The following is a 22182-nucleotide window of genomic DNA, read 5'->3' as shown; positions in this document are numbered from 1 at the left end:
GCGTGGCGCTTCACGAACTCCGGCACCGAGTCGACCATGGACGCCATCCACCTCGCGCGCGGCGCCGCGGCTCGCGACGTCGTGGCGTGGCGGTGGCGATCGGCGTGCGGGTGGCGGTCGGCGCCGGGGTGCGCGTGGCGGCGGGCGGAGTGGCGGTCGGCGTCGGGCTGGCGGCGCGCGCCGTGGGCGCGCGCGGCTCATCACGCACGACAACGGGCACGGCCACCGCGGTCGTCGCGATCACGGCGGCCGCGCCCACCTTCGCGGCTGTGGCGCCTGCACCCACTCCACTTCCCCATGAGAGAAGGGGAAGGGGCGTGATCGCCGTGGCGGCGGCGCGCAGGGTCAGCCGGGCGCGGTGGACGAGCTGGCGCACCGCGCCCTCGCTCACGCCGAGCTCCGCGGCGACCTCGGTCTGCGGGCGGCCCTCGACCGCGATCCGCAGCAGTGCCTCGCGCTGGCGCTCCGGCAGGGCGGCGAGGCCGGTCAGGGCTTCGCGCACGTCCATCCGGCGGTCGAGCTCGGAGTCGGCGCCGGCGATCGAGTCCGGCAGCTCCGCCCACTCGTAGCCCGAGGCGCGCAGCGCGTTCAAGGCCGTGTTGTGGACGATCCGGTAGAGCCAGGCGCGCAGGTCGCGCACGTCGTCGCCGCGCTGCAGCGCGCTCCAGGCAGCCAGGAAGGCCTGCTGGACGGCGTCCTCGGCGCGCGTGTCGCTCAGGTAGCGTCGGGCAGCGCGGACCAGCAGCGGCCGGTAGCGCGCGACGATCGCCTCGAACGCGCGCTCGTTGCCCGCGCGTGCCAACGCGACGAGACGCTCATCGGACTGCGTGCGAAGCAGGACCACCCCGCGCCGTCATACGCACAGCGCGGCGAGGAAGTTCGACTCAGGCGTGCTCGGGCAGTAGCTCGAGGCCCCACTCGGCCGCGTCGCGCACGGCCGGGAGGTTCTCACGCCGACGCTCGAACTCGACCGGCGTGTAGGCGTGCACGTCGGCGGGCGCACCCATCTCGTAGGCGTCCCACAGCGTGCCCGTCACGTAGACGCGCTCGAGCCACGGCACGCCGTCGAAATGCTCGCTCACGAGCACGATCACGTACTCGGGACCGCGCTCACGCTGCGGGCCGGCGCCGCGCATGTCAGCGACCCGCGCGCCGCCGAGCAGCGCGCGGTCCAGGGGCCACCGGTCCGAGACCCGGCGCACGTAGCGCTCCAGCTCGCGGTGGTTGAGCTCTTCGAAGCTGGTCACCCACAACCCATTGTGGACGACGCAACCACCAAGGGCAAGAGTCTCTATGAGAACTCTGACTGATCGTGGGGGCCGACGCAGGCCACCGAGAGCGACTCGGAGATCCCGCGACCGATCTCGACGACCTGGTCATACGTGACGGCGTCCAGCGCTTCGATCGCCTTGTCGGGGTCGATGTCCTGCCCGAAGACGACCGTCTGCTGGGCCGCGTGGCGCGCGACGGCGTTGGTGTTCTCGAAGGCCAGCACGCGGCGCCCGGCGGCGTACGCCCGCGCCCGCTCGACCTCTTCCTCGCTCGGCCCTTCGGTGCGCAGCTCGTCGACGATCTCGCGCATGCGCGTGAAGGCCTCGACGCACTTGCCCGACTCGAGCCCGGCCGAAAGCTGCAGGATCGGCACGTCCGCGAACGAGTGGTCGATCGCGTAGACGGAGTAGGCCAGGCCGCGCTGCTCGCGGATCTCGTCGAACAGGCGCGAGCCCATCGAGCCGCCCAGCAGCGTCGAGTAGACGGCCAGCGCGGCGCGCTCGGCGGGCGCGCGCGGGTCGATCGACGGCCGGTAGGACATCCGCAGGTGCGACTGCGCGGACTCGCGGTGCTCGACGAGCGTCGTCGGCGCGAACGCCGGCGCCGGCTCGGAGCCACCGTTGGCCGAGATCGACGGGAAGCGGCCGAACAGCTCGGCCAGCTCGTTGTCCTCCGGCAGGTGCTCGAGGTTGCCGACCAGGAACGCACCGCCGCGTGAGCCGACCCACTGGCGGCGGCGGAAAGCGAGGATGCCGTCGCGCGTGAACGTCGACCGCAGGTGCTCCTCCGGCCCCAGCACGGGGCGGCCGAGCGGGTGGTCGCCGAAGGCGGCGCGGTCGATCAGGTGCTCGGCGATCACCGACGGCTGGTCGTGCGCCCGGGCGATCTCCTGGATGACGACGCCGCGCTCGCGCTCGAGCTCCTCGCCGTCGAGCTTCGGGCGCCCGACGAAGTCCGTCAGCAGGTCGATCGCCTCGGCGGCGACCTCCGCGCGGCAGGTGATGTGGAAGGCGACGAGGTCGTGCGACGTGTAGGCGTTCAGGACCGCGCCCATCGTCTCCGCGGTCTGGTTGACCTTGCGGTAGTCGTCGTACTTCTGCCCGCCCTTGAACACCAGGTGCTCCAGGAAATGGGCCATCCCGTTCTCTTCGGGACGTTCCGTGCGCGCGCCCGCGTCAAAGGCCACGAGAATCGTCGTCGACCGGGTCGGAAGCTCCACCCGGTGCAGCGGCAGGCCGTTCGGCAGGGATGAGGACTCGATGCGCGCCATGGTCGACTCAGCGTACTCAACACACGTTGCAGGGAACCTTGCGTTCCCCACGAACATCGCGCCGTACCCTCGACTGAGGACGCCCCATGGCTGCAACCGAACGACATCTACGCCGTCGCCGCTCACGCGAAGGCGCTCATAGAACTGCTGCTCCCCATCCGCCCGCCACCGGCGCGGTGATCTCCTTCAGTGGCGTGGAGAAGCGCTACAGCGCGACCGACTCCGCTCTGGACGGGATCTCGTTCGACATCTTCCCGGGGGAGTTCGTCTTCCTCGTGGGCCACTCCGGCTCAGGTAAGTCGACGGCGATGAAGCTCCTCATCAAGGAGCTCGAGCCGACCGCCGGCGAGATCCGCGTCGCCGGCCGCGACCTGCAGAAGATCCCGCGCCCCCGCGTGCCGTACTACCGGCGCAACCTGGGCGTGATCTTCCAGGACTACAAGCTGCTCCCGAACCGCACGGTGTACGAGAACGTCGCGTACGCGCTGCAGGTCACGGGCGGCGGTCGCCGCGAGATCCGCGACAAGGTGCCGGACATCCTGCGCCTCACCGGCCTGAGCACGAAGCTGCACAACTACCCCGACCAGCTCTCCGGCGGCGAGCAGCAGCGCGTGGCGATCGCCCGCGCGTTCGTCAACCACCCGCCGCTGCTGATCGCGGACGAGCCGACCGGCAACCTCGACCCCGAGACGTCGATCGGCATCATGCAGCTGCTCTACCGGATCAACCAGACCGGCACGACGGTCCTGGTCGCCACGCACGACGTGTCGATGGTGGACAAGATGCGCCGCCGCGTGATCGAGCTCTCCGAGGGCCGCATCGTCCGCGACGAGCAGTCGGCCGCGTACGCCGCCGCCGAGTCCACGCGTGAGTTCGCGATCCGGATGCGGAGCGCCCAGGGATGAAGCCCGTCTTCTTCCTGCGCGAGGCGCTGCGGGCGCTCAAGCGCAACGCGATCCCGAGCTTCGCCGCCATGGCCACCGTGCTCGTCACGGTGCTCGTGCTCGGCGTCTTCATCCCGGTCGTGCAGGCCACGACCGGCGCGGCCAACGAGGTCCGCGGCAAGGTCATCGCCGACGTCTACCTCAAGACGGACGCCCAGCAGAAGGACGTCGACCGCGTCGAGCGCGTGCTCAAGAGCGAGCCGATGATCAAGTCGGTCGAGTTCATCTCCAAGGACGCGGCCTACAAGACCGAGCGCGAGCGCAACCCGAAGGCCTATGAGCTGCTCGGGTCCAACCCGCTGCCGGACACGTTCCGGATCACCCCGGGCAACCCGGACGACATCGCCAAGATCAAGGACGCGCTGGCCCCGGAGGCCGCGGGCGGTGGCCGCACGGTCATCGACCCCGCGATCGACGAGGTCCGCAACCGCGAAGAGGACACGAACAAGATCCTCGCCGTCACGGGCGTCGTGAAGATCACGATGGCGCTCCTCGCGGGCCTGCTCGGCGTCGCGTCGATGCTGCTGATCGCCAACACGATCCGCCTCTCCCTCTACGCCCGCCGGCGTGAGGTCGAGGTCATGAAGCTCGTGGGCGCGACGGACTGGTTCATCCGCTGGCCGTTCGTGCTCGAGGGCGTGATCGTCGGCCTGGTCGGCGGCGTGCTCGCGATCGCGCTGCTCGCGGTGGTCAAGATCGCCGTGGTCGACCCGCTCGCGGCCGACTTCGCGCTGATCGCCGCGCCGGACACGATCGACTTCCCGCTGCTGATCGGGCTCCTGCTGGTCGCCGCCGTCGCGGTGTCCTCGCTTGGCTCCGGCCTCAGCCTGCGGAAGTTCCTACGTGTCTAGCGACTAACACGGCAACGTCGTCGCGGCGCGCGCCAGCGTGCGCCGCGGCCCGGTCCACCCGGGTGGCGATGCCCGACGCGTCCTCGCTCGCTGCCGCCCGCAGCAGCTCCATCAGCCCGGCGAGCCCGTACTGGTCGCCGGTCGTGCGGGCCTCGGTCACGCCGTCGGTGAACAGCACGAGCGACTCCTGCTCGCCGAGCTCGAAGGTGACGTCGAGCAGCTTCGGGTCCGGGACCCAGCCGAGCACGGACCCGGGCTTGCCGACCGGCTCGACGTCGCCGCCGCTGCGCATCACGAACGGCATCGGATGCCCGGCGCAGCAGATCGTCGCCCGCGCGGTGCCGTTGAGCTCGATCCGCGCCATCGCGACTGTGCAGTAGCGCCCACCCGCCTCGCCACGTTCGGCCAGCAGGGTGCGGTTCACGACGTCCAGGACCTCGCTCGGGCTGTCCTCGTACTGGGCGGCGGTGCGCAGCGTGTGGCGCACCTGCGCGGTCAGCGCGGCCGCGCGGGCGCCCTTGCCGGTGACGTCGCCGATCACGAGATCGAGTCCGTCCCGGCGCGGGAGCACGTCGTAGAAGTCGCCGCCGATCAGGCTGCCGTCACCGGCCGGCCGGTAGCGCGCCGCGAGGTCCATGCCCGCGAGCGTCGGCAGCCGCTGCGGGAGCAGGCCCTGCTGGAGCGAGCGCGCGACCGAGCCGAGGTTCTCGTACAGGCGCGCGTTGTCGATCGCGAGGGCGGCGCGCAGCGCCAGGTCCTCCGCGAGCAGCAGGTCCTGCGGGCCGTACTCGCGACCGGGTGAGGCGAACACGACGGCACCGCGGATCGTGCCGCGGGCCTTCAGCGGAACGATCATCGCCATCGTCTCGCTCCCGAGCAGCGCGTGCGTGCGCACGATCTCCGCGCGACCGCTGCGGACGGCACGCACGACCGGGTCATGCGCGTCGGCGGACCGCACCGCGTCCCGGTCGCTGCCGGTGGCGGCGAGCCGCAGCACCTCGTCGTGGCGGATCTCCTCGACGAGGCACACGTCGCCGAGGAACGGCACGGACAGGCGCGTGAGCGAGTCCAGCGTGGACTCGAGGTCCAGCGAGGCGTCGAGCAGCGGGCCGGCGTCGGCGAGGAAGGAGGAGCGGCGCTGCGCGACCGCGGCGGCGCGGCGCGCGGTGACGTCGACCTGCAGCCCGACGAAGTGCACGACCTGGCCTTCAGCGTCGCGCACCGGCGAGATGTGGACCTGGTTCCAGAACGGCGTGCCGTCCTTGCGGTAGTTGATCAGCTCGACCGTCACCGGGCGTTCCTCGGCGACCGCGCGCCGCATCGCGTCGATCTGCCCCTCGTCGGTGTCCTCGCCCTGCAAGAAGCGGCAGTTGCGGCCGAGCACCTCGTCGGCCGGGTAGCCGGTCATCTCCAGGAACGGCTCGTTGACGTACACGATCGGGTGGTCGTCGAGCCGCGGATCGGTGAGCAGGAAGCCCGTGTCGGCGAGGTCCAGCTCCGCCACGCCTACCCCTCGAGGTTGAGCCGATCGGCGACTTCGGCGAGCTCGAGCACGCGCCGCGGCTCGCCGTCCCCGGCGAGCAGGATGAACGTCCGCCCCTCCTCGCGGGCGCGGACGTCGGCGTCGAGCACGAGCTGCAGCCCGGTCGAGTCGAAGAACGTCACCTCGCGCAGGTCCAGGACCAGCACGGGCGGCTTGCCGTCCTCGGCGCGACGGAGCTCCTCCTCCGCCCGAGGTCCGGTCTCCATGTCCAACTCGCCCCGCACGATCACGTGGACTTTTCCGTTGGTCTGCTGTCTCTCGACTTTAAATGGGAGCATCCCGTTCCCATTGGGTACGGCTGTACCCGGCGATAGGCCCATGTTGCACTCGGAGAGTTTCCCAAAATCCCCAGCGGCGTCCGCCGCCGCCCGCCAGCTGATGGAGCGTTTCGGTGCCGAGATGCCCGAATCGATGCTCGACGACGCCCGCCTGCTCGTGTCCGAGTTGGTGGCCAACGCGGTCGAGCACGCGGCCGCTGAGGGGGAGGTCCAGGTGCGCGCGGACTTGTCGGACGGACGGCTGCGCGTGGAGGTCACCGACTCCGGGCCAGGGTTCACGTACGTGCCCCGCGGGGACGACGCCCGCGAGCGCGGGTGGGGTCTGCACTTCACGAACCTGGTCGCGAGCCGGTGGGGGATCGACGAGCGCCCGACCGTGGTCTGGTTCGAGCTCGACCGCCCTTAGCGTCGCGTGACAGAGCGCGCGGTACCGTGGCGGTCGCCATGAAACGGCTGCGCACCGCTCTTCTCGTCCTCATCGTCCCGTTCGCGCTGATCCTCGGGATCTGGCTGGGCGGGCACCCGGACTTCCTGCCGGGCTTCGCGCGCGACACGCTCGTGAGCGACACGGACGGGCGCCTGTACGAGGAGGCGATCGACAAGATCGAGGCCGACTACTACCGCGACGTGGATCGCAAGGCGCTGCTGAACAAGTCGCTCGAGTCGGCGGTCGAGTCGCTCGACGACCAGTTCTCGCACTACTTCTCGCCCACCGAGTACCACGCCTTTCAGCTGGACACCGAGGGCGCGTTCGAGGGTGTCGGCATGAGCGTCACCGAGGTGCCCGAGGGCCTGCGCGTCTCGCAGGTCTACGACGGCTCGCCGGCCAAGAAGGGCGGGCTGAAGGAAGGCGACGTGATCGTCTCCGCCGACGGCAAGTCGCTCAAGGGCAAGAACTCCGATGAGTCGACGGCGCTGATCAAGGGGCCGGCCGGCTCGATGGTCACGCTCAAGCTCAAGGACGGGCGCACGCTGACGCTCAAACGCGCCAAGGTGGACATCCCGATCGTCCAGCACCGCCAGGAGACGCATGACGGCAAGAAGATCGGCTGGGTGTCCCTGGCCGGCTTCACGTCGGGCTCGGGCGACGACGTCGAGGCCGCCGTCAAGGACGAGCTCAAGAAGGGCGCCACCGGCATCGTCTTCGACCTGCGCCACAACGGCGGCGGGCTCCTGAACGAGGCGGTCGAGGTCGCGTCCGTGTTCCTGCCCGAGGGGCGCGTCGTCTCGACGAAGGGCCGCGCGCGCCCGGAGCGCGTGTACAACGCGACCGGCGGCGCGATCGACGGCAAGATCCCGGTGGTCGTGCTCGTCGACCAGGGCTCCGCGTCCGCGTCGGAGATCGTCACGGGCGCGCTCCAGGACCGCAAGCGCGCCAAGGTCGTCGGCACGCGCACGTACGGCAAGGGCGTCTTCCAGGAGATCATGCAGCTGGACAACGGCGGCGCGCTGGACATCACGGTCGGCGAGTACTTCACGCCGTCAGGACGCAACCTCGGCGGCGGGGGCGTGCGCAAGGGCGCCGGCATCACGCCGAACATCCAGGCCTCCGACGACCCGAAGACCGAGCCCGACGAGGCGCTGGAGAAGGCGCTGGAGACGGTGGCCGCGGGTTGACGCTCGTCGGCGTCCTCTCCAAGCACGGGAAGCACTACGCGGTCACGCCCTTCTTCGAGCCGGGGCCGCGGGTGGAGGTCGAGAAGCCGCGGCGCGAGGGCGTCGGGGACCTGGTCGAGGTCGGTGTGGCCAAGGGCCGGCGCTTCCGCGTCGTGCGGCGGCTGGGGCGGCCCGACGTCGCGCGGGACGTCCTCGAAGGGCTGATGCTGCACCGCGGGCTGCGGCGGCGGTTCGACCCGCTGGTGGAACGGGAGGCGCGCAACGCCGACCCTTCACGCGAGGGCCGGCACGACCTCCGTCACCTGCCGACGTTCACGATCGACCCGCCGTCGGCGCGCGACTTCGACGACGCGATCTCGGCCGAGGCGCTGGACGACGGCGCGGTGCGCGTGTGGGTGCACATCGCGGACGTCTCCGCGTACGTGAAACCCGGGTCGGCGCTGGACCGCGAGGCGTTCCGGCGCGGCACCTCGGTGTACGTGCCGGGGCTGGTGGAGCCGATGCTGCCCGAGGCGCTGTCCAACGGCGCGTGCTCGCTCGTGCCGCACCAGGACCGGCTCGCGGTGACGGTGGAGCTCGAGTTCGACGGTGCCGTCGTGCGGCGCACGGCGTTCCACCGCTCGATCATCCGCAGCGATGCCCGGCTGTCGTATCCCGAGGTGGACGCGCTGTTCGCCGCGGGTGAGACCGGGCCGCCCGGGTTGGCGGAAGCGCGACGGGTGGCACGGGCGCTCGCCGAGAAGCGGGCGGCGCGGGGCGCGCTGACCGTGGAGTCGTCCGAGCCGGAGTTCGAGTTCACCCGCGACGGGCACGTGGCGAGCGTGGCGGCGAGCGAGAGCACCGAGTCGCACGAGCTGATCGAGTTCCTGATGATCGCGGCCAACGAGGCCGTCGCCGACCTGCTGGAGAAGCGCAAGCTCGCCGGCGTGTTCCGCGTGCACGAGCCGCCCGATCCCGCGCGCGTGCAGCGGCTGCTCGAGCAGCTGGCGTCGCTGGGGTTGCCGACGCCGCCCGCGCCCGAGCACCTCACAGCGAACCAGGCGGGCGAGCTGGTGGAGGAGGCGGCGCGGAAGGTCCACGGTCCCGCCTACACGTCGCTGATCCTGCGGTCCTTGAAGCAGGCGCGCTACAGCGCCAAGAACCTCGGGCACTTCGGGCTGCGCTCGGAGCGCTACTGCCACTTCACGTCGCCGATCCGGCGCTATCCCGACCTCATCTGCCACCGCGCGCTGCTGTCCGCGATCGGCTTCCCGGAGGCGACCGTCCGCGCGTCCGACCTCGAGCCGGCTGCCGAGCACTGCTCGCAACGCGAACGCGACGCGATGACGATCGAGCGCGCCGCCGACAACGTCGCCCGCGCGTTGCTGCTCGAGAGCGAGCTGTTCAAGACCGGCGGCTGGCAGCGCGAGTTCCGCGGCGAGGTCCGCGGCCTGATCGGCGCGGGCGCGTTCGTCGCCTTCGACGGCTACGAGGGGCTGCTCCCGGTGCGCAAGCTGCGCGACGACTGGTGGGAGCTCAACGAGACCGAGACGATGCTCATCGCCACCAAGAGCGGGATGCGCATCCGCCTCGGCGACGCGATCACCGTGCAGGTGGAGAAGATCGACGCGCCGCGCGGACGCGTCGATCTCCTGCCGGTCGAGCTCAGCTCTTGACCAGCCCGTTCGGGTTGATCACGAACTTCACCGACTCGCCCTTGTCGAAGTCGTCGTAGCCCTGCGGGGCCTCGTCGAGCGTGATCACCTTCGCGTTGACCGCCTTGGCGATCTGCGCGCGGTCGTTGAGGATCGCCTGCATCAGGTCGCGGTGGTACTTCATGACCGGGCACTGGCCGGTCGCGAAGCTGTGCGACTTCGCCCAGCCGAGCCCGATCCGGATCGACAGCGAGCCCTCCTGGGCGGCCTCGTCGGAAGCGCCGGGATCGCCGGTGACGTACAGCCCCGGGATGCCGAGCTTGCCGCCGGCGCGGGTGAGGTCCATCAGGCTGTTGAGCACGGTGGCCGGCTGCTCCTCGGAGGCATGCTCGCCGTGGCCACGCGCCTCGAAGCCGACCGCGTCGACGCCGGCGTCGACCTCCGGGACACCGAGGATCTGCTCGATCTGGTCCTTCGGATCGCCCTTGGAGACGTCGACGGTCTCGCAGCCGAACGACGCCGCCTGCTTGAGCCGCGCCTCGTTGAGGTCGGCGACGATCACGACCGCCGCGCCGAGCAGCTGGGCGGAGTGCGCCGCGGCGAGGCCGACCGGACCCGCGCCGGCGACGTACACGGTGCTCCCCGGGCCGACCCCGGCGGTCACGCAGCCGTGGTAGCCGGTCGGGAAGATGTCCGACAGCATCGTCAGGTCGAGGATCTTCTCCATCGCCTGCGCCTTGTCGGGGAACTTGAGGCAGTTGAAGTCCGCGTACGGGACCATCACGTACTCGGCCTGGCCGCCGACCCAGCCGCCCATGTCGACGTAGCCGTACGCCGCGCCGGGACGCTCGGGGTTCACGGTCAGGCAGATGCCGGTGTCCTGCTGCTTGCAGTTGCGACAGCGCCCGCAGGCGATGTTGAACGGGATGGACACGAGGTCGCCCTCGTCGAGGAACTCGACGTCACGCCCCTTCTCGACCACCTCGCCGGTGATCTCGTGGCCGAGGATCAGGCCCTCGGGCGCGGTCGTGCGGCCACGGACCATGTGCTGGTCGGAGCCGCAGATGTTGGTCGAGACGATCTTCAGGATGACGCCGTGATGGCACTCGCGGCCGACGTTCTCCTGCGGGACACCGGGGCCATCCTGGACGGTGAAGCTCGGGAAGTCGATGGTCTGCACCTCGACCGCCCCGGGGCCCATGTAGGCAACCCCTCTGTTGTCAGGCATGTGGCCGCCGTACCCGCTATGGGGCCCAGGCCCCTTCAGGTTGCGTACGCGCGGTCCGATGCACTACGTCGTGGGGGTTTCGTCGTACAAGGGGACATTCGGTGAAGAGCAGGCGACGCGGTTGCTGTGGCGCGCTGGTTTCGGTCCGAAGCCGGGGCAGGCGGCGGAGCTGGCCAAGCTCGGCCTGCGCGGCGCGATCCATTCGCTGACCCGGCCGGCGTCCAAGCGGCTCGTCGGGCCGAATCCGCGCGTGGACGGTGCGCCGCTCGCGCCGCGTGACGCGTGGGGGCACGACCACCTGTGGTGGCTGGACCGGATGGTGCGGACCGAGGCGCCGCTCGTGGAGCGGATGACGCTGATCTGGCACGACTGGTTCGCGACGTCGAAGGCGGGTGTGCCGCAGAAGCTGATGCTGCGCCAGAACGCGCTGCTGCGACGGCACGCGCTCGGCAACTTCGAGCGGCTCACGCTGGACATCACGAAGGACCCGGCGATGCTGCTGTGGCTCAACGGCACGTCCAACAACGTGTGGGACCCGAACGAGAACTACGCGCGGGAGCTGCAGGAGCTGTTCTGCCTCGGCGCGGGTCGCGGGTACACCGAGAAGGACGTGCGCCAGCTCGCACGGGCGCTGACCGGCTTCGCCAACGACTGGACCGACTCCGGCCCGACGCGCTTCCGCTACGAACGCAAGCGGCACGACGCGAAGGCCAAGAAGATCTACGGCAAGCGCGGCAAGTTCACCTGGCAGGAGGGCGTCAAGCTCGTCACCCGCCACGGCAAGCACCCCGAGTTCTTCGCGCGCAAGCTGTGGGGCTACTTCATCCCGTCCGCGCCGTCGGCGGCGACCGTCAAGGCGCTGGCGAAGCTGTATGTGAAGAGCGACCGCGACGTGCGGCCCGTGGTCGAGGCGATCCTCGCCCACCCCGACCTCTACGCCGCGGGCAGGCGCATGGTCAAGCCGCCCGTCGTCCAGTGCGCGGGCATGCTCCGCGCGACCGGCCGCGGCATCGACACCGCCGCGTGGGCGTGGCTGTGCGAGATCGCCGGCCAGTACCTGTTCATGCCGCCGAACGTCTCCGGCTGGGACGACTCGCGCTGGCTGGACACCGCCACCTTCCGCGCCCGCTGGCTGATGACCCAGCACGTGTGCGACCCCGCGCGGCTGGACCCCGAGAAGGGCGCGACCGCACCGATGGACGCCGGCGAGCTCGTCAAGCAGGCCGTCGCCTTCTGGGGCGACCCGTCGCTCTCCGGCCCGGTCCGCGCCGGCCTCGAGCGCTACGCGGCCGACACCCTCGCCACCGCCGACAAGCCCTGGAAGCAGACGGCCTATCCCGTGCTCGCGGTCAACACCCTGCGGATGCTCGTCGCCACCTCCCCCGACTACCTGACGTCGTAGGAGCCCCCCGATGCATACCGGCACACCTGCCGCGGCACATCCGCGGCACCTCGGTCCACCCACTCGGCTCACGTGCCAGAGGCACGCCACGCTCGAGCGTGCGGCCCGAGGCACTGGCGGCTGCACCACGTCAGGCGCACCGCACATGCACCGGAGGACTCCTTCATGAACACTTGCTGCAACGAGCACGCTCGCGCCTCCGCGGGCCTTCCCGCGATCGAACCCGGGATGCCGGAACCCGCCGGCACGGGCCTGTCCCGGCGTTCGCTGCTGCTGCGCTCCGCGGGCCTCGGCCTGGCGGTCTACGGCGCCGGGAAGCTCGCCAAGCTGCCCGTGTTCGAATCCGGTGTCGCGCACGCGCAGGCCGGTGGCCCGAACACCGTGCTGCTCAACGTCTTCCTCGACGGCGGGCTCGACAGCCTGTCCGTGCTCGCCCCGGTCGAGGACGCCACCTACCAGCGCCTGCGCCCGAAGCTCGCGCTGAAGGACGGGCGCCCGTTCAGCGAGGACTCGCGCCTGCGCTGGCACCCGTCCGTGAACGCGCTCGCCGACCTGCACGCCGAGGGCAAGGTCTCCGTGCTGCCGGCCGTCGGCTACACCGGCGCGGACCAGTCGCACTTCACCTCGCGCCACTTCTGGGAGGTCGGCGCGCTGGACGCGAACCTGCGCACGGGCTGGCTCGGGCGCGTGCTCGACCGCGTCGGCGCCGCCGACAACCCGCTCCAGGGCGTGTCCTTGGACGGTCAGCTCGCGCCTTCGCTGGCCACCGCGCGCAACCCGGTCGCGGCGATCGACGAGCCCGAGGACTTCGGCTTCTGGGCGCCCGGCGCCTGGGGCCCGGCGATGGACAACGCCGTCCCCGCGTTCACGAACATCGGCCGCTCGCTGCTCGGCGCGAGCGACCCCGCGATCGCCCAGGCCGCGCAGGCCGCCGCGTTCGCCGGCACGGTCCGCGACGCGCTCGCGCCGCTCGGCAAGGACGGCAAGCCGCTGTACGCGCCCGCGGCCGCCTACCCGCAGTCCACGGACGCGTTCCCGAAGCGCCTCTCGGGCTTCGCCGCGATGCTCGCCGCCGGCCTGCCGATCCGCGCCGCCTCGCTGCGCGCGCCCGGCACGTGGGACACGCACGCCAACCAGGCGGAGACGATGCCGAAGAACCTGCAGCTGACGTTCGACTCGCTGCTCGCCTTCCAGCGCGACCTCGAGGCGCGCGGGCTCGCCGACCGCGTGCTCACGCTCGTGTGGAGCGAGTTCGGGCGCCGCGCGGCCGAGAACGGCTCCGGCACCGACCACGGCGCGGCCGGCGTCGGCTTCTTGATCGGGACGCGCGCCGCGGGCCGGATGATCGGCGAGTTCCCGGGCGTGGACAAGCTCGACAACCAGGGCAACCTGCGCGCGACCTCGGACTTCCGCGGGCTCTACGGCGCGCTGTGCGGCGACTGGTTCGGCGTCGACCCCGCGGCCGTCCTGCCCGACGCGCGCGGGATCGGGAAGCCGGTGATCCTCAAGTGAGGCGCCTGCTGTGCATCGCCGTGCTGCTCGTCTTCGCCGCGCCGGCGCAGGCCGCCGCGCCCTCCCGGCTGCTCGTCGAGGCCACCGAGTTCCGCTTCACGCTCTCACGCACCTCGGTCAAGCCGGGACCCGCGATCGTCCAGCTCGCGATCCGCGGCGAGGACCCGCACGACCTGAAGCTCCGCAAGCTCGGGAAGGTCCGCGCGACGATCGCTTCCGTGCCCGAGACGCTCCCCGGCGGCGTCGCCGAATGGCGCGGGAAGCTCACCAAGGGCAAGTGGGAGCTCTACTGCTCGATCGAGGGGCACAAGCAGGCGGGCATGCGCACGACGCTGAACGTGAAGTAGCGGCCGCCGCGAAGCGAAGGCCAAGCGATCGCGCATGGCGCGCGAAGCGCTGCCACGTTCGATCGCCTGCCTGCGATAATTGGGGTGTGGCTGACATCGCCCAAAACCGCCAAGCGTCGTTCAAGTACAACCTGCTCGACAAGTGGGAAGCCGGCATGGTGCTCACGGGCACCGAGGTCAAGTCCCTGCGCGACAAGAAGGCGGTCATCAAGGACGGGTACGCGACCGTCTACAACGGCGAGGTCTGGCTCCACAACGTGCACATCGCGCCCTACGCCCAGGCGACGCGCGAGAACCACGAGCCCGAGCGCCCGCGCAAGCTGCTCATGCACCGGCGCGAGATCGAGAAGCTGATCGGCAAGACCAAGGAGAAGGGGCTCACGCTGGTCGTGACGCGCCTGTACTTCAAGGGGCGCCACGCCAAGGTCGAGATCGCGCTCGCGCGCGGCAAGGACGCCAAGGACAAGCGCCACGCGATCAAGGACCGCGAGATGAAGCGCGAGATCGAACGCAGCTTCAGGCGGTAAAGCCGAGGTCGAGCGGCCCGGCGGGGATGATCCGCTTCGGGTTCAGCTCGTCGTGCGTCGTGTAGTAGTGCTCTTTGACCTCGTCGAGCGCGAACGTCTCGGCGACGTGCGGCTGCTGGTACAGGTCGCGGGTGTAGCGGAGCAGGTTCGGGTACTCGATCAGGCGCTTGCCGTTGCAGCGGAAGTGCGTGTGGTACACGGCGTCGAAGCGCAGCAGCGTGGGGAGCAGGCGCCAGTCGGCGAGCGTGATCGCGTCACCGACCAGGTAGCGACGGTCGGCGAGCAGGGCCTCCATCCGCTCGAGCGCGCTGAAGACGCCGCGGAAGGCCTCGTCGTACGCGCGCTGTGAGCGGCTGAACCCCGCGCGGTAGACGCCGTTCTGGAACTCGTCGTAGATCCACGCGTTGAGCGCGTCGATCTCCTCGCGCTTGTCCGCGGGATAGAACCGGCCGCCGGTCCACTCGTCGAAGATCACGACGATGTCGGCGGACTCGTTGTTGACGATCCGGCCGGCCTCCTTGTCCCACAGCACGGGGACCGAGACGCGGCCTTCGAAGCTCGGGTCGCTGGCGTCGTAGGCCTGCTGGAGGAGCTCGAAGCCGTTGATGTCGTCGACGAACTGGCCGCCCGTGAAGGCCCACCCGCGCTCGTCGCGATAGGGGTGGGCATACGAGATGCCGATCTCCAACCCGGTGACCGCTCGGACGATCGCCGCCCGCTGGGACCACGGGCAGGCCAGGGCGACGTACAGATGATGACGGTCCGGACCGCCCTCGGGGCGGTCGCGGAACTGGCTCTTCTGGCGGACGAAGGCTCCGGCGGTCACGGGTTGGAAGCTACCCGGCTAGGGCTTGCCGGTGAACACGACCAGTCGGCGGAAGGGCGGCTTGGTGGTCGAAGTGGCGACTGGAGTGGGGGTGGGGGCGGGGGCGGTCTGGGTCATGGCGACTCCTTCTGCTAGTTCGATGACCATCGTACCAAAGGTTCGATGCCAATCGAAATTACGCAGATTGCGTGATAAACCGCACAAGCACGCTTGCGTCGTTGACGCACCCCGTTTTAGGGTTCAACCAGACGCGGAGGTCGAGACGCAAAGAGCGAGGCCATGAGGTGAAAGGCCCGCCGCCCGAAGTGAACCTGGCGCCTGCGCCGGGTTCTGCGGAGGGACCTCGAGCGGCTCCCTCCGCGTCCCTTTTCGTTAACCGGCCAGCTTCAGCCAGATCTCGGAGCGAGTGGGGAACGAAGGCACGGCGTGCGCGAGGCGGGCTACCGGCACTTCGCCGACGATCGCGATCGTCGCCGCGTGGAGGAAGTCCGCCACCTCGGCGCCGGTGATCGTGCAGCCCACGACGACGCCGCGCTCCTTGTCCACGAGCCAGCGCGCCGTGCCCTCCGCGTTGCGGCCGTAGAACGAGCCGCCCGCGTTGCCCGACGTCGACGTCTCGACGATCTCGACCTCGATCCCCGCGTCCGCCGCCGTCTCCGACGTGTGGCCGACGGCCGCGACCTGCGGCTCCGTGAACACGACCCGCGGCGACTGCTTGCCGTTCGCGCCGTGCTGCGCGGAGTGGTCCTCGCCCAGCACGTGGTCGGCGGCGAGGCGCGCCTGGTACTTGCCCATGTGCGTGAACAGCGAGATGCCGTTCACGTCGCCGAGCGCGTACAGCCACTCGTGGCCGGGGACGCGATGGTGCTCGTCGACCTCGACGAGCTTGCCCGGCTCGAGCCCGACGACCTCGACGCCGACGTCCTTGGTCGACGGCTCACGCCCGAGCGCGATCAGCAGCCGCTCGCCCGTCGCGCTGGTGCCGTCGTCCATGTGCACGGTGACCATGCCGTCGTCGGCCTGCTCGACCTTGGTCGCCTTGCGGCCCGTGCGGATGTTCACGCCGTAGTGCTCCAGCGCCTCCGTGAGCTGGACGCACGCGAACTCCTCCTCGTTGGGCAGGAGCCGGCGCGCGCCTTCGATCAGCGTCACCTGGCAGCCGAGCGTCTGGAACGCCTGCGACATCTCGACGCCGACGACGCCGCCGCCCATCACGACCATGCTCTCGGGGATCTGCTTGGCGGTCGTCGCCTCGCGGTTCGTCCACGCCCCGTCGATCGTGTCGAGCCCCTCGATCGGCGGCATCAGCGGGAGCGAGCCGGGCGCGAGGAAGACGGCCTTGCGCGCCTCGACCTCCTCGTCGCCGACGGTCACGCGCCGCTCGCCGGAGATCCGGCCGTGGCCACGGATGAGCGTCACCTTGCGGTCTTCCAGCCACGGCAGCTGTGCGCTGTCGTCGAGGTCGTGGATGATCTCGTCGCGCCGCGCGAGCACCGCCGCCACGTCGAGCGCGCCGGTCACCGCCTCCGCGGCGCCCGGGTTCCGCTTGGCCTCGGCCAACGCCTCGTACGGGCGCAGCAGCGCCTTCGACGGCATGCACGCCCAATACGCGCACTCGCCGCCGACGAGTCGATCCTCCACGATGGCCACGTCCAGCCCGCGCTCCGCGAGCCGGCCCGCCGCCACCTCACCGGCCGGTCCCGCACCGATCACCACGACATCGAAGGTCCGCATGCGTCGACCCTACCCGCCCTTGCGCGCGAGCTTGGACGGGAGCCAGACCTTGGCGCCGATGTCGTGGACGAGCGCGGGGACGAGCACGCTGCGCACGAGCAGCGTGTCCAGCAGCACGCCGAACGCGACGACGGTGCCGAGCTGCGTGAGCACGACGAGCGGCAGGACGGCGAGCGCGCTGAAGGTGCCGGCGAGCACGATCCCCGCGGACGTGATCACGCCGCCGGTGACCGCGAGCGCGGCCAGCACGCCGCGGCGTGTGCCCTGCTCGACCGCCTCCTCGCGGGCGCGCGCCATGAGGAAGATCGTGTAGTCGATCCCGAGCGCGACCAGGAACACGAACGCGAGCAGCGGCAGCGTCGGGTCGACCGCCGGCAGGCCGAGGATGACGTCGAAGATCACGACGCCCGCGCCGAGCGCGGCGGCCGCCGACAGCGCGGTCGCGAGCAGGAGCAGCAGCGGCGCGACGAGGGCGCGCAGCAGCAGGATCAGCACCAGCAGGACGACGCCGAGCGTGAGCGGCGGGATCACCAGGTTGTCGCGCTCCGCGGCCTGCCGCAGGTCGTAGGACTGCGCGGTCTGGCCGCCGACGAGCGCGCGCGGCTCCGCCTTGTGGACCGCGTCGCGCAGGCGCGGGATGGCCTGCACGGCCTCCTCGCTGAACGGGTCGGCGGCGAGCACGACGCTCAGCTGCGTGCCGGGCTCGCCCTCCTCCTCGCGCTGGAGGTCGTCGCCGATCGCGCGCTTGACGGCCTCGACGTCGCCGCCGGTCGGCACGACCACGCTCGCGGGGGCGGACAGGCCGGCGGGGAAGCTCTTGCCGAGCAGCTCCTGGCCCGCGACCGCTTCCGGGTTCCCGCGCAGCTGCTGCTCCTGGGTGAGCGACGTGTCGAGGCCGGTGAGCCCGAGCGCAAGGACGAGGAGGATGATCGTCGAGCCGACCCACAGCGGGCGCGGGCGCGCGGCGATCGTGTTTCCGAGCCGGCGCCAGACGCGGTGGTCGTTCTCGACGCTGTCGCCGTGGCGCGGGATCCGCGGCCAGAACGCGCGCCGGCCGGCGATCACGAGCGTCGCGGGCAGCAGCGTGAGCGAGAGCACCAGCGCGGTGGCGACACCCGCCGCGCCGAGCGGGCCGATCGACGCGGTCACGTCGACGGACGCGAACACGAGGGTGAACAGGCCCGCGATGACGGTCGCGCCGGACGCGAGGATCGCGGGGGCGGCGCCCCTCAGGGCCTGTCGCATCGCCGCCTCGGCGTGCTCATGCCGGGTGAGCTCCTCGCGGTAGCGGGCGACGAGCAGCAGCGCGTAGTCGGTCGCCGCGCCGAACACGAGCACCGACAGGATGCCGGCGTTCTGGCCGTTGATCGTGAGGCCCGCCTCGCCGAGCAGCGCCGCCAGCCCACGCGTCGCGCCCTCGGTGAGGATCACGGTGACGAACGGGATCAGCCAGAAGATCGGCGAGCGGTAGATCAGGATCAGCAAGAAGAGGACGAGCCCGCCGGTGATGGCCAGCAGCCGCGTGTCCGCGCCCGCGAACACGTTCTTGAGGTCGGTCGAGAAGCCCGCTGGTCCGGTCACGGCGGTCTCGAGCCCGTCGGGCGCGGCTTCGAGCTCCGTGCGCAGCTGCTCGACCGCGTCGGCGACGACATCGGAGTTCTGGCCCTTAAGCGGCAGCGCGAGCAGGCCGGCGCGGTCGTCGTCGGCGAACGTCGCCTCGGGCGCTTCGGGGGAGGCCAGCGGCAGCTCGAGCTCGCGCAGCGCGTTGAGCGCGTCGCGGTCCTGGTCGGTGAGGCCGCTCTCGCGCGCGATGACGACCACCGCCGGGCTCACGTCACCCGACGGGAACTCCCGGGCGGCCTGCAGCGCCTTGACGGATTCGGCGTCGCCGGGCAGGAACGCGGAGAGGTCGCTCTTCTGGACCTCCTCGAGCTTGCCCGCCTGGGACGACAGGCCGCCCGCGACCAGGATCGCGAGCAGTGCGACTACGTACTTGAGCACGAGAGAATGACTCCAACTGTCTAAGTGGCAGTGACTGCCATCTTAGGTGGTTACGATGGGCGATCGTGTCGACTGAGCCCCGCTCGACCCTGCGAGACCGCAACCGGGCGCGTGCGCGGGCGGAGATCGTCGCCGCGGCACACCAGCTCTTCCTCACGCAGGGGTTCGGCGAAACGTCGGTCGAGCAGATCGCCGCGGCCGCCGGCGTCGCGCCGCGCACCGTCTTCCGCCACTTCCCGCGCAAGGAGGACCTGGTCTTCCACCGGCACGCCGAGCACGTCGGCCGGTTGGCGGCCTTGTTGGAAGAGGCACCGGCCGAGCGGGGAACGCTGGACGCGCTCGTCGCCGCGCTGCTCGGGATGCTGCGGCTCGACGAGGGCCCGTCCGACGGCGCCATGCTCCGCCTGCTCGACCGCGAGCCGGAGCTCCAGCGGCGGGACGCGGCGCTCGTCGCCGACCACCACGCGGCCGTGGTGACGTTCCTGCGCACGCGTGGAGCCGACGCGCAGCGGGCCGAGCTGCTCGCGGGTGCGTTCATGGGTGCGGTCGGCGCGGCGCGCCGCCTCGTCACGCTCGCGCCAGAGATCCCTCCCCGTGAGCACCTCGCCGCCGCCGTCGAGCTGCTGCGCGCGCTCGACTGGCCGCCCTCGAGCGTCTAGACTTAGCGCTGCAAGACCCTGGGGACGACAGGCTTCGACGTGGTCGGTTCGTGGGGTCGGTTGCGAGTCGGGGTGCTGGAGGCCCCGTTAAAAACCAGCACAAACACAAATGCGGACACTAATCCCGCTCTCGTGGCCGATGAGGCCCACGAGTACGCTCTCGTCTAGCTGAAACTAGATTGAGCCTTGGCGCCCGAGGCCTACGACGGGATCACGCCGAGTAATAAGTAGGCTTGCCCTCCAGACGCCTGCCTGAGCTGATGGAGGGGACTTTTGATCGGGCTGGCCACCTCTCAACCTTGCCGGTGCAGCTAGAGAGGGGCGAGACATAGAACACCGGATACGCTCGTAGACGCCGGCTTGACGCGACTGCGGACGCGGGTTCAATTCCCGCCGTCTCCACTCCCTTCGAAGGCCCCGCAGATTGCGGGGCCTTCGTCGTTCTGGAGGGGCTGTGCCCGAATGGCGAGCATGAGTTGTCCGCTTGGGAACGTTGAACTTTTCGAAGTCGGCGCTTCACTGGTGGCCGCACGCAGGGTGCGCAGTACTTAAGGGAGGCAGAGCGCTCGGGCGGATCGGGCGCTCTCGTCGTGCCCTCGGCGTGCGGCAACTCATCATCGAGGAGGACTCATGGGAAAGAACGCTGTCTGGCGTTCGCTTCCGGTCGTGGCCGTGGCCACGACCGTGATCACGCTCGGCTCGGGGGCCGTGGCGGGAGCGCAGGAACCGGTGTCGGTGCCGAAGGTGCAGCCGGTCGAGGCAGTGCCGGCGACCGAGGAGATCACGTCGCTGGCGGCCGCCGAGGGGATCAGCGCGGCCGAGGCGCAGGAGCAGCTCGTGGAGCAACGGCGGATCCCGCTGCTGGCCGAGGCGGCGCGCGCGCAGCTCGGCGACGAGTACGGCGGCGTCTGGGTGGAGGACGGTCGGATCAAGCTTGCGGTCGTGTCCGCGCCCGGAGCGGAGGGTCGGTCCGCGCTGCCGCAGGAGACGTCCGCCAACGTGAACGAGGCCGTCGCGGCGGCTGACCTCGGTGACGACGTCGATGTCGTGCCGGCGCCACGCAGCGAGGCCGGGCTGACGGCGCTGCAGGCCGAGCTCGACAAGCGGCTCGCGGTCGCCAACGTGGGTGCGCCGATCACGATCGACGCCGAGAGCGACGTCAAGACCGGCACGGTCAGGCTCAACGTGCCGCCGGCGCCGACGCCCGAGCAGGCCCAGTTCCTCGCGACCGCAGAGACGGAGTTCGCCGGGCAGCTGAGCCGTGTCGCGAAGCCGGCCGCGGCCACCACGGAGGCGTGTACGTCGGGCGCCTGGTGCGACCCGCCGCTGCGCGGTGGCATCCGTCTGATCCACGGCGGCCAGGGCCTCTGCTCGGCCGGCTTCGTCGTCCGCAGCCTGATCGACAACAAGCAGTTCCTGTCGACGGCGAAGCACTGCTTCGTCGGCAACGCCGGCTACTGGAGCACGCACTTCGCCAACAACAGCTCGCACAACATCGGCGGGCGCTGGAGCTGGACGGAGGACTTCGGGATCATCAACATCGAGAACCCGGGCGGCTGGAACCCGGGGCCGTACATCCGCATCCAGTCCGACGAGACGTACCGGATCAGCGGCTGGGGCAGCAGCTCCGTCGGCATGCGCGTCTGCTTCACCGGCGGCTTCACCGACTCCAACTGCGCCGAGGTGACCGGCGGTCTCGCGACCCGCGAAGGCATCCCGAACACGTATCGCGCCTCCTACTGCTCCGTGAAGGGTGACAGTGGCGGCGCGGTGTTCGCGTCCAACAACGCGTACGGCTCGAACATCGGCGCGTACGGCAGCTGCGACAAGTTCTACTTCAGCGCGGCGGCCTTCAACACGCTGAACGTGACTCCGCAGACCTAGGCGGGCAGCGGCGCTCGAGCTTGAACTCGCCGGCGCTCTCGGCGATCCGCAGCTCCGATGCGGGGTACCGCTCCGGCAACGCCTCCAGGAACCGACGCTGCTCCGGCGTCGCGGTGCGCGCCGGGCGGCGCACGAGCACCTGGTTCGTGCGCGGGTCGACCTCCACGTTGATCGCCGACGGTGCCGCCTTGTTGATCGAGACCAGCTCGGCATCGAGCGTGCGCCGGATCGCGTCCAGCGCTTCCGCACCGCGGGCGCGATGCACGATGTCGACACGCCCTTCGAGGCCGGCCTCGGCGATCAGCTCCCGCGCCCGGTCCTCAGGCGCGCCGTCGACCAGCGCGAGGACGATGCGACGCGAGCCGTCCGCGTCGACCCAGACGCCGGCGAACGCGTCACCCAGCTCACGCTGCGCGGTGTCCGCGAGCGCGGGCAGCTTGCGCTGGTCGAGGAGCTCGCTGCGGGCCACGTCGGGTGGGATGCTCGCATCGCGCGAGTAGGACTGGATCTCCTCAGGGGCGGGATCGCCGGTGAAGATCGCCGCGGTCGCGATCGTGCCGCCGGCCGCCAGGGCGATCACGCCGCCGAGCAGCAGGCCGCGGCGGCCGGTGCGCAGGCGGCGGCGCGGGGCGGGCGCCTCGAGCAGGCGCCGG

At 70.9% G+C, this 22182-nt stretch carries 21 protein-coding genes and 1 other RNA gene; 12 read left to right on the top strand and 10 right to left on the bottom strand.

Annotated elements, in window-relative coordinates; all coding sequences use genetic code 11:
- Positions 1-10 precede the first annotated feature (10 nt).
- The 3 genes from OJ997_RS33105 to OJ997_RS33095 are packed head-to-tail and all read right to left on the bottom strand — an operon-like array spanning position 11 to position 2542.
- Positions 11-844: an RNA polymerase sigma factor gene (locus tag OJ997_RS33105; RefSeq protein ID WP_270029689.1), complete on the bottom strand. Its 834-nt coding sequence runs from the start codon at positions 842-844 to the stop codon at positions 11-13.
- A 40-nt stretch (positions 845-884) separates the two neighbouring features.
- Entirely contained in the window at positions 885-1247 is a 363-nt protein-coding gene (locus OJ997_RS33100) for a hypothetical protein (RefSeq protein WP_270029688.1), read from the bottom strand.
- Positions 1248-1291: 44 nt separating this feature from the next.
- A complete protein-coding gene (locus tag OJ997_RS33095; RefSeq protein WP_270029687.1) occupies positions 1292-2542 on the bottom strand; it encodes a M16 family metallopeptidase in 1251 nt (416 codons plus the stop codon).
- A gap of 86 nt (positions 2543-2628) precedes the next feature.
- On the opposite strand from OJ997_RS33095, the gene ftsE reads away from it, so the two are divergent.
- Complete coding sequence (ftsE, locus tag OJ997_RS33090; RefSeq protein WP_270029686.1) at positions 2629-3447, top strand: cell division ATP-binding protein FtsE; 819 nt, start codon at positions 2629-2631, stop codon at positions 3445-3447.
- Complete coding sequence (gene ftsX / locus OJ997_RS33085; RefSeq protein WP_270029685.1) at positions 3444-4337, top strand: permease-like cell division protein FtsX; 894 nt, start codon at positions 3444-3446, stop codon at positions 4335-4337. Before ftsE ends, ftsX begins: the two co-directional genes overlap by 4 nt.
- Here ftsX and OJ997_RS33080 read toward each other — a convergent pair.
- On the bottom strand, positions 4309-5841 hold the full coding sequence (locus OJ997_RS33080) for a SpoIIE family protein phosphatase (protein ID WP_270029684.1): 1533 nt from the start codon (positions 5839-5841) through the stop codon (positions 4309-4311). The genes ftsX and OJ997_RS33080 overlap by 29 nt on opposite strands.
- 2 nt (positions 5842-5843) lie before the next feature.
- Positions 5844-6158, bottom strand: a complete 315-nt coding sequence (locus tag OJ997_RS33075; RefSeq protein ID WP_270029682.1) for an STAS domain-containing protein — start codon at positions 6156-6158, stop codon at positions 5844-5846.
- On the opposite strand from OJ997_RS33075, the gene OJ997_RS33070 reads away from it, so the two are divergent.
- From OJ997_RS33070 to OJ997_RS33060, 3 genes are read left to right on the top strand one after another with little or no spacing between them, the layout of a single operon-like run.
- Complete coding sequence (locus OJ997_RS33070) at positions 6085-6564, top strand: ATP-binding protein (protein ID WP_308213599.1); 480 nt, start codon at positions 6085-6087, stop codon at positions 6562-6564. The two genes, OJ997_RS33075 and OJ997_RS33070, sit on opposite strands and share 74 nt — an antisense overlap.
- 38 nt (positions 6565-6602) lie before the next feature.
- Positions 6603-7775 (top strand): S41 family peptidase, encoded by a 1173-nt coding sequence (locus OJ997_RS33065; RefSeq protein WP_270029680.1) that lies wholly within the window; start codon positions 6603-6605, stop codon positions 7773-7775.
- Complete coding sequence (locus OJ997_RS33060) at positions 7772-9430, top strand: ribonuclease R family protein (RefSeq protein ID WP_270029679.1); 1659 nt, start codon at positions 7772-7774, stop codon at positions 9428-9430. Before OJ997_RS33065 ends, OJ997_RS33060 begins: the two co-directional genes overlap by 4 nt.
- Here OJ997_RS33060 and fdhA read toward each other — a convergent pair.
- Positions 9420-10637 (bottom strand): formaldehyde dehydrogenase, glutathione-independent, encoded by a 1218-nt coding sequence (gene fdhA, locus OJ997_RS33055; RefSeq protein ID WP_270029678.1) that lies wholly within the window; start codon positions 10635-10637, stop codon positions 9420-9422. The two genes, OJ997_RS33060 and fdhA, sit on opposite strands and share 11 nt — an antisense overlap.
- 58 nt (positions 10638-10695) lie before the next feature.
- Between fdhA and OJ997_RS33050 the strand changes: the two genes are divergently transcribed.
- From OJ997_RS33050 to smpB, 4 genes are all read left to right on the top strand, one after another.
- A complete protein-coding gene (locus OJ997_RS33050; RefSeq protein ID WP_270029677.1) occupies positions 10696-12039 on the top strand; it encodes a DUF1800 domain-containing protein in 1344 nt (447 codons plus the stop codon).
- Positions 12040-12204: 165 nt separating this feature from the next.
- Positions 12205-13551 carry a DUF1501 domain-containing protein gene (locus OJ997_RS33045; protein ID WP_270029676.1) on the top strand — a complete coding sequence of 449 codons (1347 nt, stop codon included), beginning with the start codon at positions 12205-12207 and terminating at the stop codon, positions 13549-13551.
- Complete coding sequence (locus OJ997_RS33040) at positions 13548-13898, top strand: hypothetical protein (RefSeq protein WP_270029675.1); 351 nt, start codon at positions 13548-13550, stop codon at positions 13896-13898. The genes OJ997_RS33045 and OJ997_RS33040 overlap by 4 nt, the downstream gene beginning before the upstream one ends.
- An 86-nt stretch (positions 13899-13984) precedes the next feature.
- Complete coding sequence (smpB, locus tag OJ997_RS33035) at positions 13985-14425, top strand: SsrA-binding protein SmpB (RefSeq protein WP_270029674.1); 441 nt, start codon at positions 13985-13987, stop codon at positions 14423-14425.
- On the opposite strand, the gene OJ997_RS33030 is transcribed toward smpB, so the two are convergent.
- The 3 genes from OJ997_RS33030 to OJ997_RS33020 all read right to left on the bottom strand — a co-directional run bounded on the left by OJ997_RS33030 (position 14415) and on the right by OJ997_RS33020 (position 18986).
- Positions 14415-15251, bottom strand: coding sequence for a glutathione S-transferase family protein (locus tag OJ997_RS33030; protein ID WP_270029673.1), 837 nt, complete (start codon positions 15249-15251; stop codon positions 14415-14417). The genes smpB and OJ997_RS33030 overlap by 11 nt on opposite strands.
- A 372-nt stretch (positions 15252-15623) precedes the next feature.
- Positions 15624-16985, bottom strand: a complete 1362-nt coding sequence (locus OJ997_RS33025; protein ID WP_270029672.1) for a dihydrolipoyl dehydrogenase family protein — start codon at positions 16983-16985, stop codon at positions 15624-15626.
- Between the two features lie 9 nt (positions 16986-16994).
- Complete coding sequence (locus tag OJ997_RS33020; RefSeq protein WP_270029671.1) at positions 16995-18986, bottom strand: MMPL family transporter; 1992 nt, start codon at positions 18984-18986, stop codon at positions 16995-16997.
- Between the two features lie 65 nt (positions 18987-19051).
- Here OJ997_RS33020 and OJ997_RS33015 point away from each other — a divergent pair, with 65 nt between their 5' ends.
- The 3 genes from OJ997_RS33015 to OJ997_RS33005 all read left to right on the top strand — a co-directional run bounded on the left by OJ997_RS33015 (position 19052) and on the right by OJ997_RS33005 (position 21529).
- Positions 19052-19645, top strand: a complete 594-nt coding sequence (locus OJ997_RS33015; RefSeq protein ID WP_270029670.1) for a TetR/AcrR family transcriptional regulator — start codon at positions 19052-19054, stop codon at positions 19643-19645.
- Positions 19646-19665: 20 nt separating this feature from the next.
- Positions 19666-20050, top strand: a transfer-messenger RNA (tmRNA) gene (ssrA, locus tag OJ997_RS33010).
- A gap of 225 nt (positions 20051-20275) precedes the next feature.
- Positions 20276-21529, top strand: coding sequence for a S1 family peptidase (locus tag OJ997_RS33005; protein ID WP_270029669.1), 1254 nt, complete (start codon positions 20276-20278; stop codon positions 21527-21529).
- On the opposite strand, the gene OJ997_RS33000 is transcribed toward OJ997_RS33005, so the two are convergent.
- Positions 21498-22182 (bottom strand): hypothetical protein (locus OJ997_RS33000; protein ID WP_270029668.1); only part of this gene is annotated, 685 nt, incomplete at its 5' end. The two genes, OJ997_RS33005 and OJ997_RS33000, sit on opposite strands and share 32 nt — an antisense overlap.

This window comes from Solirubrobacter phytolaccae, assembly GCF_027587195.1.
GTDB classification, from domain to species: domain Bacteria; phylum Actinomycetota; class Thermoleophilia; order Solirubrobacterales; family Solirubrobacteraceae; genus Solirubrobacter; species Solirubrobacter phytolaccae.
The sequence above is the reverse complement of the archived record's forward strand: the minus strand, read 5'-3'. Positions and strand labels throughout refer to the sequence as shown.

What these genes read in the sequence shown, in the direction of transcription:
- OJ997_RS33095 (WP_270029687.1), bottom strand. Translation starts at nt 2,542, where the DNA reads ATGGCGCGCATCGAGTCCTCATCCCTGCCGAACGGCCTGCCGCTGCAC.
- ftsE (WP_270029686.1), top strand. Translation starts at nt 2,629, where the DNA reads ATGGCTGCAACCGAACGACATCTACGCCGTCGCCGCTCACGCGAAGGC.
- ftsX (WP_270029685.1), top strand. Translation starts at nt 3,444, where the DNA reads ATGAAGCCCGTCTTCTTCCTGCGCGAGGCGCTGCGGGCGCTCAAGCGC.
- OJ997_RS33070 (WP_308213599.1), top strand. Translation starts at nt 6,085, where the DNA reads ATGTCCAACTCGCCCCGCACGATCACGTGGACTTTTCCGTTGGTCTGC.
- OJ997_RS33075 (WP_270029682.1), bottom strand. Translation starts at nt 6,158, where the DNA reads ATGCTCCCATTTAAAGTCGAGAGACAGCAGACCAACGGAAAAGTCCAC.
- OJ997_RS33065 (WP_270029680.1), top strand. Translation starts at nt 6,603, where the DNA reads ATGAAACGGCTGCGCACCGCTCTTCTCGTCCTCATCGTCCCGTTCGCG.
- fdhA (WP_270029678.1), bottom strand. Translation starts at nt 10,637, where the DNA reads ATGCCTGACAACAGAGGGGTTGCCTACATGGGCCCCGGGGCGGTCGAG.
- OJ997_RS33050 (WP_270029677.1), top strand. Translation starts at nt 10,696, where the DNA reads ATGCACTACGTCGTGGGGGTTTCGTCGTACAAGGGGACATTCGGTGAA.
- OJ997_RS33045 (WP_270029676.1), top strand. Translation starts at nt 12,205, where the DNA reads ATGAACACTTGCTGCAACGAGCACGCTCGCGCCTCCGCGGGCCTTCCC.
- OJ997_RS33025 (WP_270029672.1), bottom strand. Translation starts at nt 16,985, where the DNA reads ATGCGGACCTTCGATGTCGTGGTGATCGGTGCGGGACCGGCCGGTGAG.
- OJ997_RS33005 (WP_270029669.1), top strand. Translation starts at nt 20,276, where the DNA reads ATGGGAAAGAACGCTGTCTGGCGTTCGCTTCCGGTCGTGGCCGTGGCC.